The 13,328-nt window shown below is 37.3% G+C and carries 10 protein-coding genes, 1 pseudogene and 1 other annotated feature; of the genes and pseudogenes, 7 read left to right on the forward strand and 4 right to left on the reverse strand.

Annotated elements, in window-relative coordinates; genetic code table 11:
* The first annotated feature begins 32 nt into the window (after positions 1-32).
* The 3 genes and pseudogenes from AC1RNS_RS05695 (at position 33) to AC1RNS_RS05705 (ending at position 2,768) form a co-directional block, all read left to right on the forward strand.
* The gene (locus AC1RNS_RS05695; RefSeq protein ID WP_492991369.1) at positions 33-590 is read left to right on the forward strand and encodes a TetR/AcrR family transcriptional regulator; all 558 of its coding nucleotides are present in this window, start codon (positions 33-35) and stop codon (positions 588-590) included.
* 30 nt (positions 591-620) lie between these two features.
* On the forward strand, positions 621-1,856 hold the full coding sequence (gene fabF / locus AC1RNS_RS05700; RefSeq protein WP_492991370.1) for a beta-ketoacyl-ACP synthase II: 1,236 nt from the start codon (positions 621-623) through the stop codon (positions 1,854-1,856).
* Between the two features lie 168 nt (positions 1,857-2,024).
* A pseudogene (locus AC1RNS_RS05705) lies at positions 2,025-2,768 on the forward strand (amidohydrolase family protein).
* 49 nt (positions 2,769-2,817) lie between these two features.
* Here AC1RNS_RS05705 and AC1RNS_RS05710 read toward each other — a convergent pair.
* From AC1RNS_RS05710 to AC1RNS_RS05725, 4 genes are all read right to left on the reverse strand, one after another.
* Positions 2,818-4,422 carry an ABC-F family ATP-binding cassette domain-containing protein gene (locus tag AC1RNS_RS05710; protein ID WP_492991371.1) on the reverse strand — a complete coding sequence of 535 codons (1,605 nt, stop codon included), beginning with the start codon at positions 4,420-4,422 and terminating at the stop codon, positions 2,818-2,820.
* Positions 4,423-4,560: 138 nt separating this feature from the next.
* Entirely contained in the window at positions 4,561-5,799 is a 1,239-nt protein-coding gene (locus AC1RNS_RS05715) for an FtsW/RodA/SpoVE family cell cycle protein (protein WP_492991372.1), read from the reverse strand.
* Positions 5,786-6,181 carry a helix-turn-helix transcriptional regulator gene (locus AC1RNS_RS05720; RefSeq protein ID WP_492991373.1) on the reverse strand — a complete coding sequence of 132 codons (396 nt, stop codon included), beginning with the start codon at positions 6,179-6,181 and terminating at the stop codon, positions 5,786-5,788. Before AC1RNS_RS05720 ends, AC1RNS_RS05715 begins: the two co-directional genes overlap by 14 nt.
* Positions 6,162-6,713 (reverse strand): sigma-70 family RNA polymerase sigma factor, encoded by a 552-nt coding sequence (locus AC1RNS_RS05725; RefSeq protein ID WP_492991374.1) that lies wholly within the window; start codon positions 6,711-6,713, stop codon positions 6,162-6,164. Before AC1RNS_RS05725 ends, AC1RNS_RS05720 begins: the two co-directional genes overlap by 20 nt.
* Positions 6,714-6,888: 175 nt before the next feature.
* Positions 6,889-7,108, forward strand: a binding site (T-box leader).
* 48 nt (positions 7,109-7,156) lie between these two features.
* Between AC1RNS_RS05725 and argS the strand changes: the two genes are divergently transcribed.
* From argS to recQ, 4 genes are all read left to right on the forward strand, one after another.
* Positions 7,157-8,836, forward strand: coding sequence for an arginine--tRNA ligase (gene argS / locus AC1RNS_RS05730; protein ID WP_492991375.1), 1,680 nt, complete (start codon positions 7,157-7,159; stop codon positions 8,834-8,836).
* Between the two features lie 142 nt (positions 8,837-8,978).
* Positions 8,979-10,163 (forward strand): MFS transporter, encoded by a 1,185-nt coding sequence (locus AC1RNS_RS05735; RefSeq protein ID WP_492991376.1) that lies wholly within the window; start codon positions 8,979-8,981, stop codon positions 10,161-10,163.
* 244 nt (positions 10,164-10,407) lie between these two features.
* The gene (locus AC1RNS_RS05740) at positions 10,408-11,511 is read left to right on the forward strand and encodes a TcaA NTF2-like domain-containing protein (protein WP_492991377.1); all 1,104 of its coding nucleotides are present in this window, start codon (positions 10,408-10,410) and stop codon (positions 11,509-11,511) included.
* Positions 11,512-11,519: 8 nt separating this feature from the next.
* Positions 11,520-13,298, forward strand: a complete 1,779-nt coding sequence (recQ, locus tag AC1RNS_RS05745; RefSeq protein ID WP_492991378.1) for a DNA helicase RecQ — start codon at positions 11,520-11,522, stop codon at positions 13,296-13,298.
* The last annotated feature ends 30 nt before the right edge of the window (positions 13,299-13,328 follow it).

Here is a 13,328-nt window from a genome sequence, read left to right on the forward strand (position 1 = left end):
ACACTTACCTACTAGTAAGTTAGTATATAGCCATGACAAATCGTAAATTACAAATTATCGAATTAGCCTTGAAAAAAATTCAAGAAAAAGGATTTTCAGCTTTTAGTTATGATGATCTAGCCAAAGAATTAGGTGTTACAAAAGCAAGTATTCATTACCATTTTGAAAAGAAAGGAGACTTAGGGATTGCTGTTTGCGAAAGGATACAAAATGGACTTAAGGGGGCGTACACAATTATTAAAGAAGCCACTATAGAGGTTGAAGAAAAGCCTTTCGCCTTTATTCTACAACGGGTCAAATTTTTAGAGCAGGACAGTGTTTGTCCGATTTCTGCATTACAGGCAGACTATAATGATTTACCATTGCAAATGCAGGGAAAAATTCAACAGCTTAGTCAAATGGAAATCGATTGCTTTGTGGATTTACTGAAAGATGCAAAGCAAGAGGGCTCCTTAAAAACGACTGAAGATTTGGAGGCGCTGGCAATAATGCTCATCTCAAGTACGAAGGGAGCACTACAATATAAGCGCGTATTAGGAGAAAGCTTCTTTACTAAAATGCTTGACCAATTAAAAGGACTTTTACAATAATTTATGAAAACAGTTGAAGGAGAGTCATTCATGGTTCGAAGAGTAGTGATAACGGGATATGGTGTTGTATCACCATTAGGTAATTCAGTATCAGCTTTATGGACAAATATTACAGAAGGAAACTCAGGAATTAAGAAAATACAATCAGAGGAATTTTCTACCATCCCTACCCAAATTGCAGGCAATATCAATAATTTTGATGCAGCTCAGTATATGGATAAAAAAGAAATTAGTAAATATGATATTTTTGTTCAATATGCACTAGCTGCTACACAGCAAGCTTTGGAGCAAGCAAATTTAGATATGGAGAGTATTGATAAAACTCGTTTAGGTGTTTATATAGGCTCAGGTATTGGGGGCATCGATACCATTTTAGCAAATCATCAAAACATGTTGGATAATGGTCCACGTAAAGTTTCCCCCTTTATGGTACCAATGATGATTAGCAATATGGCTGCAGGTATTGTAGCGATTAAAACGGGCTTTAAAGGTCCAAGCTTTTCACCGGTTTCAGCCTGTGCAACGGGGAATCAAGCAATTGGGGAGGCTTTCTTAAATATTAGACATGGTTATGTAGACGGGATTTTGGCAGGAGGAGCAGAGGCACCAATTAATCCACTTAGCTTTGCTGGGTTCTCTCGTATGAAAGCCATGTCAACAAGGAATGATGAACCAGCAAAGGCAAGTCGTCCATTTGATAGCCAACGTGATGGTTTTGTGATGTCAGAAGGAGCAGGTATAGTGTTTCTTGAAGAATATGAACATGCGAAAAAAAGAGGCGCAACAATTCTTGGTGAAATTGTAGGCTATGGCGCAACAACAGATGCTTATCATATTACGTCCCCTGATTTTACAGGAGCAGCAAATGCGATGAATCTAGCCTTAAAAATGGCTGATATTGATTTGACAGCTGTTGATTACATTAATGCGCATGGCACTAGTACACCAGAGGGGGATAAATCTGAAACAAGAGCTATAAAAAGCGTTTTTGGTGAACATGCCTATCAATTAAAGGTGAGCTCTACAAAATCAATGACAGGTCACCTCTTTGGAGCAGCTGGTGGGATAGAAGCTATTATTACGTTAAAAAGTATAATGGATAGTACTGTACCGCCAACAATCAATTATGAAGTACCAGATCCAGAATGTGATTTAAATTATGTACCAAACAAGGCGATACATCAACCAGTCAATATTGCCTTGTCCAATGGCTTTGGCTTTGGTGGCCATAATGCCGTATTGGTTTTTAAAAAGTTTGAGGAATAGTCGTTTGAAACGATAGATTGTATATGTAAAGGATGGTATGAACTTGGATTCATACCATCTTTTTGTGTAACTCATCAATAAGTTTTTCTTATGGCATTACAGTGAAAATTCATATTTATGCTTATATTCATTGTGTGTTAAATTTAGGTGTAGAAGGAGAGATGGATGATGAGAATTTTTGATGCACATTTTCATATTATTGATTTTGAATTTCCGATAATTGAAAACCAAGGATACACACCACCAAGCTATATTGTTGACGATTACCAAAATGAAACTGCCGATTTCAACGTCTTAGGTGGGGCGATTGTATCAGGATCGTTTCAAGGCTTTGACCAGGAATACTTGTTGAAAGCATTGAAACAAATGGGATCAGCTTTTTGCGGCGTTACTCAATTGCCTTTTACAGTGACTGATGATGAAATTATTCATTTACATAACAACGGGGTATGAGCATTACGGTTTAATATTAAACGAGGAGGTTCAGAAGATCTATCGAAGCTAGATATCTTTGCAAGAAGAGTTTATGATTTAGTGGGCTGGCATAGTGAACTTTATATGGATGCAAAAGAATTACCAGAGATTGCATCGACTGTTGAAAAGTTACCAGCGATTTCTATTGATCATTTAGGATTATCTGAAGAAGGATTACCACATTTATTAAGACTAGTTGAAAAAGGAGTACATGTAAAAGCGACTGGCTTTGGTCGTGTAGAACTGGATGTAAAGAATGCTTTAAAATCGATTTATGAAGTAAATCCAGATGCGCTGATGTTTGGAACAGATTTACCGTCTACCAGAGCAAAGCGACCTTTTGAACATGCCGATATTGAAACCATTCAACAACTCTTTGATGAACAGGCGGCTGATAAAATTCTCTATAAGAATGCTCTTCAATGGTATTTTAAATAAACAAGAAAATCCTCTACCAAAGCTTATGGTAGAGGATTTTTGGTAGTAATTAACTTAAGCCTTGGCTATCTTTCCACTCTAAGAATTCATCATATGTTAATTGCTTATCTAAAATCGAGCCGTCTTCACGGATTTCGATGACACGGTTCGCAATTGTTTGGATAAATTGATGGTCATGAGATGTGAAGAGCATCGCACCTTTAAAGCGCATAAGTCCTTCATTTAGTGCCTGAATCGATTCAAGATCAAGATGGTTCGTTGGTTCATCTAGTAAAATCACATTCGCTGTTGCAAGCATCATTTTTGATAGCATACAACGTACTTTTTCTCCCCCTGATAGTACAGAGGGGGATTTTTTCACTTCCTCACCAGAGAATAGCATACGACCTAGGAAACCACGTAGGAAGCTTTCTGTTTCATCATCTGGTGAATATTGACGTAGCCATTCTACTAATGATTTCTCAGAGCCTTCAAAATATTTATCATGATCGTTTTCGAAGTAACTTTGAGATGTTGTGACACCCCATTTAAATGTACCAGCATCCGCTTCCTTTTCTTCCATTAAGATGTCAAGAAGTGCTGTTTTTGCCATTGGGCTACCAAGTAAAACAATTTTATCTTCTTTATTCATAGAGAAGCGAATGTCTTTAAATAAATTTTCGCCTTCTTGACTTGCTGTAAGTCCATCTACTGTTAAGACATCGTTACCGATTTCACGGCCGATTTGGAAGTTAATGAATGGGTATTTACGGCTTGACGGTTTAATATCATCCAGCTCAATTTTATCCAACATTTTTTTACGAGATGTCGCTTGCTTCGATTTAGAAGCATTTGCAGAGAAGCGTGCGATAAACGCTTGTAATTCTTTAATCTTTTCTTCTTTTTTAGAATTTTGGTCTTGCGCCATTTTTTGCGCTAATTGAGAAGATTCATACCAGAAATCATAGTTCCCAACATACAATTGGATTTTAGAGAAGTCTAAATCCGCAATATGTGTACATACTTTGTTTAAGAAATGACGGTCATGGGATACAACAATGACTGTATTTTCAAAGTTAATTAAGAATTCTTCTAACCATTGAATAGCTTTTAAGTCAAGGTGGTTGGTAGGCTCATCGAGTAATAGAACATCTGGCTGACCAAATAGTGCTTGTGCAAGTAATACTTTGACTTTGTCAGAGCCTTCAAGATCGCCCATTAGCATATAGTGAAGATCATCTGAGATGCCTAAACCGTTTAATAATGTTGCTGCCTCTGAGTCAGCCTCCCAACCGTTTAGCTCTGCAAATTCACCTTCTAGCTCAGCTGCACGCATGCCATCCTCATCACTGAAATCTTCCTTTGCATAAATTGCATCTTTTTCAGTTTTTACATCGTATAGACGTTTGTTACCCATAATGACAGTATCGAGAACTGTGTGCTCGTCATATTCAAAATGGTTTTGTTTAAGGACTGATAAACGTTCGTCCTTACCCATTGATACATGACCTTCCTGTGCTTCAATCTCACCAGAAAGAATTTTTAAAAATGTCGATTTACCAGCACCATTTGCCCCGATTAAACCGTAGCAATTCCCCGGTGTGAATTTTATATTTACGTCTTCAAATAGTTTACGATCGCCATAGCGAAGACCTACATTACTTACTTGAATCATGCAAGTTCCTCCTTTTTTCACAATGGCTCTAGTATAGCATGAAATATGTTCCATAGTCTATAAACATTATTAAATCAAGGTTTAGCAGCCCCAATAAATGGACCAGCTCCCTATGATGTTGTTGAATACTTACTTATCTCAAATATATGAATTTCGTCGATAGATACTTAGTGTGAAGCCGATAGCAACACTGCCTATCAACATTGGGAATACACCATGGCTTATGAATGGGATTGGCATTGACATAATTGGTACAAGTCCGAACAGCATTAGAATATGATAAATAATTTGCGTTGTTATATAGGCAGCCCCACCTACGATTAATAATCGCCCGTATTCGTTCTGAATGAAGGAAAGTATTCGGACTATACGGTAAATAATGAAGGCGAAAAGGCATATAATGAATATTCCAGCAACAATCCCGTACGTTTGTAAAATCGTCAGTAATACAAAATCAGTATGGGCCCCGCCAGCAAATGGTTGACTGCTAGTGCCAAACCATGTGAGCTTTTTTATCATATTAGAAATATAAATGACAGTAGAAGCATCCTCTAATCCTGGTGTATAAATAGTCTGCATTTGTGTAAGTTGATATGGCTTCAATGGTGCAATCAACAAGTACCCGATTACGCATATAAACAGAAAACTGAAAGCAACAGTACATGCTAACTTTTGTCTGCGAGAAAAGTTGCTTGCATAAAATAATGAGGCAACAATCGCAGTATATGTAAAGAATAGTGAAATGTCTGGCAAAAGGATGTAAAAGTACACACCGATAGAATAAAGAATAAGCAGCCACCAAAATGATTTTTTTGCTTTAGCAAAAAGCCCTGCAAACGCAATTAAAAAGAGAGGCAATGTCATCCAACCTTTAAGCTCAAGTGGCCCAATTTTAAAAAAGATGATACCATTCATCACTTGATTACCATTTAAGATAATGAGAAATAACACACATGTCAGTACATATAAATATATAGAATAGCGCTCTAGCTTGCGAAAATCGAGTCGCATTAAGACAATAGTGGTAACAATGCCACCACTAACAATCACGATATTGCGGATAATAGAATCCCTTAGCAAGAATTCAGCCGGCAGAAGTGGTAAGAAGCTACAAAATGCCGCTATCAGAAATGAAATAATGAGCAGCCAATCGATTTTTGGCTGATGAATCTGATTTAGCGATATACCAAGCTTTGTAGCATTACCCATTTCACGCACAGCTTGTTGTTCTGCATCAATATCGCTATATCCCTTTTCCAGCCAGGCATGCTTCGACTTCTCTAAATGATAGGTCAGCTCCTTTTCAACTACATCATGTGCCTCCTTGTTACGAATAAGTCTCTTTGTATGTTGAATATATTGCTTAATCGTTTGCATAACGTGCCTCCTTCAATAATTGCTGAATGCAAGGGCGCTCATGCATTTCTTTGTTGAACTTTGTCAGTAGCTTAATACCTTTATGTGAAAGAACGTATCGTTTTTCATCTTTGTGCCATTCACTAACAATGAGTTGCTGCTGTTCAAGGCGATGTAGCATAGCATAAATCATTCCTTCGTTAAAATGAACTGCTGCTTTGTTTTTTGTATAAAGAAGTTGTGTAAGCTCATATCCTGAACGCATCGTTTGCAGCATCGGTAACAGCACCTGATCCAAAAATTCCTCTTGAACACCTTTACGTACAACTTCTCGATGCTTCTCTGTAAACTGCACTTTTTGAAACTGACTTTTCATAGCTTGTTTAAAACGTGATTCCGTCAAATGGATTCCCTCCTAATGTTTTTTGTAACAAAGAACGCGCCTTACGAAGTCTCGTTTTGACTGTATTTTTATTTAATGATAGAAGGTAGGCAATCTCCTGTACCGAGTATTCCTCAAAATAATAAAAGTAAATAAGCTCACGATATTTGACAGGAAGTGCCATCACTAAGTCAAATAATGCTTCAGCTTCACTATTTTTTACGACTTGCTCAAGCAAATCACTCGTTTCTAATGTTTGTGCTAGGACATTTGTTTCGGTGACATCAACATTTTTCTTGTACCAGCTCTTTAGATAGTCTTTTGAATGATTAATTGCAATACGCCACAACCATGTCTTCAAACTAGCATTTCCCTGATAAGTGGATAATGCCTTATAGCATTTGATAAAAATTTCTTGTGTTAAATCCTCAGCAAGTGCGACATCATGTACATATGTATAAACAAGCTGTAGAACCTCTTGACCATAATCCGTCATTAGTTCCTCTATCAGCTGATTTCGTGATAATTCACTGACAGCTATCACTTCCTCCATCTCTACATCTCCTTCCTATTCATGTATTAGACGAGTATCACTTAGCACTGGTTTTATTTTTTCTATAAAATTCTTTGATGTGTGGCTAATGTAATCCTGCCAAGTATTCTAGTATGTTCTTAAACCAAAAGTTGACTTTCATTAGAAGTTACTGTAAAATATTCTGAAATTACAGTTAAATTCAATGAAAAAGAGAGTAGTTTATGGATAACTGGAAAGCGAATTAGGGGTAGTGTAAGCCTAATGCAGGAGCCATAAATGAAACGCACTTTGGAGAAGGTTCTCGAAAAAGAAGTAGAGAATATCGGGGAGTCACCTCGTTAACAATTGAAAGTGGTCATTTGAAAATGGCAACTAGAGTGGTACCACGGGATAACTATGCTCTCGTCTCTATCTATTAGAGACGGGAGCTTTTTTATTTTTTTAGAGGAGGAAGATGAAAAATGAACATGAAGGAACAAATAGCCAAAAGCATTGCTGTTGCATTAAAGGATCAGCTCACAGATAAAGAAATTCAACATTTATTAGAAAAACCCAAAAAATTGGAGTTAGGGGATATAGCTTTTCCGTGTTTTACTCTTGCTAAAGAATTTAGAAAATCACCTCACAGTATCGCTGATGAGATAAAAAACAATTTGACATGTGAAATCATAAAGGATGTTCAAGCAATAGGAGGATACGTTAATATATTTTTTAATCAGTCAATCGTTACAAAACAGGTGCTTACTAAAATATTAATAGAACAACATTTATATGGAAGTCAGCAGGAATCAAAAGGGAATATTGTCATTGATTTATCTTCTCCTAACATCGCGAAGCCATTTTCTATGGGGCATTTACGTTCTACTGTAATTGGCAACGCATTAGCTAATATTGCCGAAAAAAATGGCTATCAAGCAATTCGCATCAATCATTTAGGAGACTGGGGAACTCAGTTTGGTAAGTTAATTGTTGGCTATAGACGATGGGGCAATCAACAGGCGATTGCGAATGCGCCGATTGAAGAATTATTAAAAATTTATGTGAAATTTCATGAAGAAGCTGAACAGGATGAAACCCTTAATGAAGAGGCACGTAATGCATTTAAAGCATTGGAGGATGGTAATGAAGAGGCATTAGCTCTATGGCAATGGTTTAGAGATGCATCTTTAAAGGAATTCAATACCATCTATCAACTTCTTGGAATTCGCTTTGATTCATACAATGGGGAAGCCTTCTACAATGACAAAATGGCAACAGTTGTCAAGGAATTAGAAGAAAAAGAACTACTTATAAAATCTGATGGGGCATTTGTTGTGGAAGTTGAACAGATGCCGCCTTGTTTAATTACTAAAACAGACGGTGCGACACTATACGCAACTCGTGATTTGGCAGCTGCTTTCTATCGTAAACAGCACTATGACCCTAAAAAAATATTTTATGTGGTTGGCAATGAACAGTCCCTACATTTTAATCAGCTATTTAGGGTTATAGAGAAAATGGGGTATGGATGGGCAAAAGATTTACAGCATGTGCCTTTTGGGATGATTCTAAAGGAAGGTAAAAAAATGTCAACTCGTAAAGGTAAAATTGTTTTATTAGGTGAGGTACTGAAAGAAGCAATTACTACAGCAAAATGCAATATTGAGGAAAAAAATCCAAAGCTCGAGCAGAAAGATATTGTTGCCCATCAAGTTGGTGTAGGAGCGGTTATATTTAATGATTTAAAAAATGATCGTCTACATGATATAGAGTTTTCTCTTGAGCAAATGATGAATTTCGAAGGGGAAACAGGTCCATATATTCAATACACTTATGCACGTATATCATCCCTCTTGGAAAAAGTAAATGAACCTGGCAATGAAGTATCTTTTGAAAAATTAGGTGAGCAAGCATGGCCAGTTATTTTACTACTAGAACAGTTTCCGAAAGTAATTACCAATGCTTTTGAGCAGGCAGATCCGTCACAAATTGCTAGATATGCCTTACACTTAGCTCGTTTATTTAATAAATACTATGCTCAAAATAAAATATTAGTTGAAGATGGTATTAGAGGCTCACGATTAGCTTTCTGTCAATGTGTCAGTATCATTTTAAAAGAATCATTAGCATTATTGGGTATTGCAGCACCAAAGAATATGTAAACGAAGCACACATCTACTACACTGTGGTAGATGTGTATTTAAATTGACCAGTACTGGAAAAAATGATAAAAGGGAATAGAAAGAAATCAGAGGTCTGACAATAATGGTAGATTTTACAGACTAGAGAGAAGGTTTAATAAATATGATAAAAAAGCAATGGACGCTTTCATCGGTGCTTATAGTTGTATGTATTTTTTTCATTGCCCTCAATATGCGTCCAGCAGTAACCGCAATTGGACCACTCTATAATATTCTATTGGAGTCATTACATATATCTAATACAAAAATGAGCTTTTTAACATCAATACCAGTATTTTGTATGGGACTCTTTGCACCCTTTGCTGTACCATTACAAAAAAAATTTGGCACAAAAACAGCTATTACGCTCTTAATTCTCCTTCTTGCTCTAGCAAATGGATTGCGTTTTTTAAAAGAAAGTTATGGTTTACTTGTGATCACAAGCTTTCTTGCAGGATTTGCGATTGCGCTTATTGGTCCAATGCTAAATGCCTACATCAAGAAGAAATTTCCGAATCGTTTCACTACAGTTGTCGGAATTTATTCATTTGGAATAGGAACAGGCGCAACACTGAGCGCAGCACTAACCGTAATGTTTTATAGCCATTTTTATGGGAGTTGGACGATAGCTCTAGGCAGTTGGTCAATCCTAGCGCTCAGCACCCTGATGATGTGGTATCTGTTGATCCAAAAAGAGGGGCAGGAGCTATCAAGAAAAGATGAAAAGTCTGAACAGTTGACACGAAATCCGTGGAAAAGCATCCAGGCTTGGACAATGTTAATTTATTTTGGCTTACAAACATCACTATTTTTTTCAATGATGTCCTGGTTAGTACCAATATTGCAGGATAAGGGCTATTCACTTGGTGCAGCAAGCACGATTTTAACATGTATGTCTTTCATACAAATGATTGGTAATATTGTTGTTCCGATACTGATGGAAAAATGGACGAGCCGGATAGCTTGGCTTTTTGCTTTAGGCATTTTAGGCATCTTTGGATTTGCATTATTATGGGTGGGCTCAGGTACGTTGCTATTATTTGCAGTGTTTATCATTGGAATCGTCTTAAGTGGTTTATTTCCAATCGGGTTATTATTGCCATTGGACGAGGCAAGAACGACTGAGGAGGCGAATAGTTGGTCGTCTATGGTGTTGTCTGGCGGATTTATAATAAGCGCTATCATTCCAATTGTAATAGGCTATTGCTATGATATCACTGGAAATCACACAGTGACTTTTACTATTTTCATGACCATAATGCTTGGTATTATGGCAACAACTTATAGTTTAAAGAAAAATTCTCTCTAATGGCATGTTAATTACTCAAGCATGTCTTTTTTTAAAAATTATTTTTGCCACAAATTATAAGTCAAATTTCATAACAAAGATATAAAAGAAATAATTTTTATAGGTAAAATGAATTGATTAAAAGAAGCAAATAATATTTTTATAATATAACTCAATTTATAATAATATTATGTAAACTTGAAACGTATATAAACCTTGTTTATGATAGAAAAGAAAGAAGCTGAAAGAAAGTATTGGTGAAGCTATGCAGAAAAAGATGCTCATTTTGGGAGCAACAGCTATGCTATTAACAGGCTGTGGTAATCAAACAGTGGCAGAACTGTTTCAGACAAAAAAATCAGAGACAAAATCAGAAAAAGTAGTAATAAAACAGGAAGAGAAAATTGTGCCAGAGGTAAAAGTTGTTGGTGAAAACGGTATTGGTGCAGGGCTTATTGTCAGTCAGGATAAGGATAAGCTTTATATAGTCACAAATGGTGCACTCGTAGCCTCTAAGCCGGTTGCACTCATTGAATTTGCGAATAATAAGCTTGTGGAAGCGACTGTACATTATATGTCTACAGCACATAATATCGCCATCTTACAAGTATCCTATAAAACATCAGTAAAGGTACCGACGATATATAAGGGAGATTTAAATCAGCTTTCGGTTTATGTCGATGGTTTGCCACACACCATTCATAAGTACAGTGATAAAGTTGCTGCTTATTATATAGATGTAGACCAATCATTACCATTAGGAAGCCCTGTACTGGAGGCAGAGAATGGTGAGTTTGTAGGTATCTACTTTAATCGTCAGCAAAACGATGTTTCACAGCCATACATATTGCCATTTAAAGACATAGCTCAGCTAGTTGATGAATGGATTGAAGAGGGAATGAGAGTTAGTGATCGACTTTCTCAATCCAAAAATTTGTACCCCTATATAGAGCAGGGGGATCAAGCAACTGTAAAGCAGGCTATAGAAAAGTACGGGAAAAATATTTTTGCATATAATGAAGATGAAATTAAGCAATTTTTAGATGTATTCCATAAGCATTTAAAAGCTGCTGTTGATATTCAGGACGCTAGTGTAATGGAATCTATAGTTGGAGCAGATGATTTACAGGAAACTTTGAAAAATATGGTCTCTTACTATGCCTCTAAGCAGGCAAAAATTAATTTTTCCAAGACTACTATAAAAAACATTGAAGTGGTAGAGCAGCATATGGTTGTGCGTGCAATAACAGAATATTTACTAACGAATTCTGCGGGGCAGGAGGCACTTGCTAACTCGAAGATGCTTTATGAAATTAAAAAAAATGAACAAGGCGAGTATAAGCTTATTCGTCTAACTACTGAGGAGTGAAAAGTTGGATGGAGCAAGCAAGACAAATGCTACAACATCATTTTGGCTATGATTCATTCCGTAATGGACAGGCACAAATTATTCAGCAGACATTACAAGGACAATCAAGTCTTTGTGTGATGCCAACTGGTGGCGGAAAATCAATTTGCTATCAAATTCCGGCTCTTATGCTGGAGGGCTTAACTGTCGTAATTTCCCCTCTTATTTCTCTTATGCAAGATCAGGTGGAGGCATTACGTGCAGCAAATATCCCAGCAGCTTATATTAACAGTACCTTATCCGTACAGGAAGTGGATGAAACAATGCAGCTTGCAAGTGCGGGTTATTTAAAGCTGCTTTATATAGCACCAGAGAGATTGGAAAGTGCTGCGTTTTTACAGGCACTATCCTATTTGTCAGTACCTCTGCTAGCTGTAGATGAGGCCCATTGTATTTCTCAATGGGGGCATGATTTTAGACCAAGCTATCGAGCTATTCAAAAATTATTTACATTGTGGCCACAAAAGCCAACAGTCTTAGCACTTACAGCAACAGCAACGCCAGCGGTATGTGAGGATATAAGACAGTTATTAGAGATTGACGAGCAATCAGCGGTCATTACAGGCTTTGCGCGCGATAACCTAGCTTTGTCAGTATTAATTGGTGAAAATAAAGAACGTTATATTAAAAATTACCTCACTAAGAACAAGCAGGAAGCGGGCATTATTTATGCTGCAACTCGTAAGGCTGTGGATGCAATATATGACGTCTTAAGTCGTTCTGGCGAATCTGTCGCCAAGTACCATGCAGGGCTGGCAGAAGAGCTGCGTATGTCAGAGCAAGAGCGCTTTTTAAAAGATGAGGCGCGTATTATGGTGGCGACCAATGCATTTGGCATGGGTATAGATAAGAGCAATGTACGTTTCGTTATTCACTATCAAATGCCCCGCAATATGGAGAGCTATTACCAGGAAGCAGGGCGAGCAGGACGCGATGGTTTACCAAGTGCCTGCATTTTACTATATGCATCAGGGGATGTCCAAACACAGCGTTTCTTAATTGAACAAACACAGGATGAATCTCGAATTACCCAAGAACTAGTAAAGCTACAAACGATGGTGGATTATTGTCATACAGAGGGATGCTTACAAAATGCAATTCTCCTGTATTTTGGTGAGAAGGCAGGAGAACCTTGTGGTCGTTGTGGTAATTGTAATGATGGGCGAGAGGTCAAGGATGTAACGGTAGATGCGCAAAAAGTGCTTGCCTGCGTCGTACGGATGGGACAAAAATTTGGTAAGACAATGGTGGCCCAAGTGCTAATTGGTTCTAAAAATCAAAAGATGACGGAATTTGGCTTTGCACGTTTATCTACTTATGGCATTTTAAAAGGGCAATACTCTTCAAAAGATGTCTCCAGTTTTATTGAATTTTTAATTGCGGAAGGATTACTAGCTGTAAAGCACGGTACGTATCCAACCATCTATGTATCAGAGGAAGGCAAAGCGGTTTTACTGGGTAATCGCAAGGTGATGCGAAAAGAAGCTGTCATTGTACGTAAACTGGCAGACAATGATCCACTATTCGAGCATTTAAGAGTATTGCGAAAAGAGATTGCAGATGAAGAACAGGTACCACCATTTGTGGTGTTCTCTGATAAAACATTACGTGAATTATGTGAGCAAAAACCAATGGAGCTTGAAGGCTTACGACATGTTAGTGGGATTGGTGAAGTAAAGTTCGAAAAATATGGCAAACGATTCTTCGAGGCACTCCAATCATTTTTGAAAACAGCTTCTGATCGTTAATTATATGGAGAGGCTAGGACAAAGCTGGTC

The sequence above is a fragment of the Lysinibacillus sp. GW821-FHT14F06 genome (genome assembly GCF_058803665.1).

What these genes read in the sequence shown, in the direction of transcription:
- AC1RNS_RS05715 (WP_492991372.1), bottom strand. Translation starts at nt 5,799, where the DNA reads ATGCAAACGATTAAGCAATATATTCAACATACAAAGAGACTTATTCGT.
- recQ (WP_492991378.1), top strand. Translation starts at nt 11,520, where the DNA reads ATGGAGCAAGCAAGACAAATGCTACAACATCATTTTGGCTATGATTCA.
- AC1RNS_RS05725 (WP_492991374.1), bottom strand. Translation starts at nt 6,713, where the DNA reads ATGGAGGAAGTGATAGCTGTCAGTGAATTATCACGAAATCAGCTGATA.
- AC1RNS_RS05740 (WP_492991377.1), top strand. Translation starts at nt 10,408, where the DNA reads ATGCAGAAAAAGATGCTCATTTTGGGAGCAACAGCTATGCTATTAACA.
- argS (WP_492991375.1), top strand. Translation starts at nt 7,157, where the DNA reads ATGAACATGAAGGAACAAATAGCCAAAAGCATTGCTGTTGCATTAAAG.
- AC1RNS_RS05710 (WP_492991371.1), bottom strand. Translation starts at nt 4,422, where the DNA reads ATGATTCAAGTAAGTAATGTAGGTCTTCGCTATGGCGATCGTAAACTA.
- AC1RNS_RS05735 (WP_492991376.1), top strand. Translation starts at nt 8,979, where the DNA reads ATGATAAAAAAGCAATGGACGCTTTCATCGGTGCTTATAGTTGTATGT.
- AC1RNS_RS05695 (WP_492991369.1), top strand. Translation starts at nt 33, where the DNA reads ATGACAAATCGTAAATTACAAATTATCGAATTAGCCTTGAAAAAAATT.
- fabF (WP_492991370.1), top strand. Translation starts at nt 621, where the DNA reads ATGGTTCGAAGAGTAGTGATAACGGGATATGGTGTTGTATCACCATTA.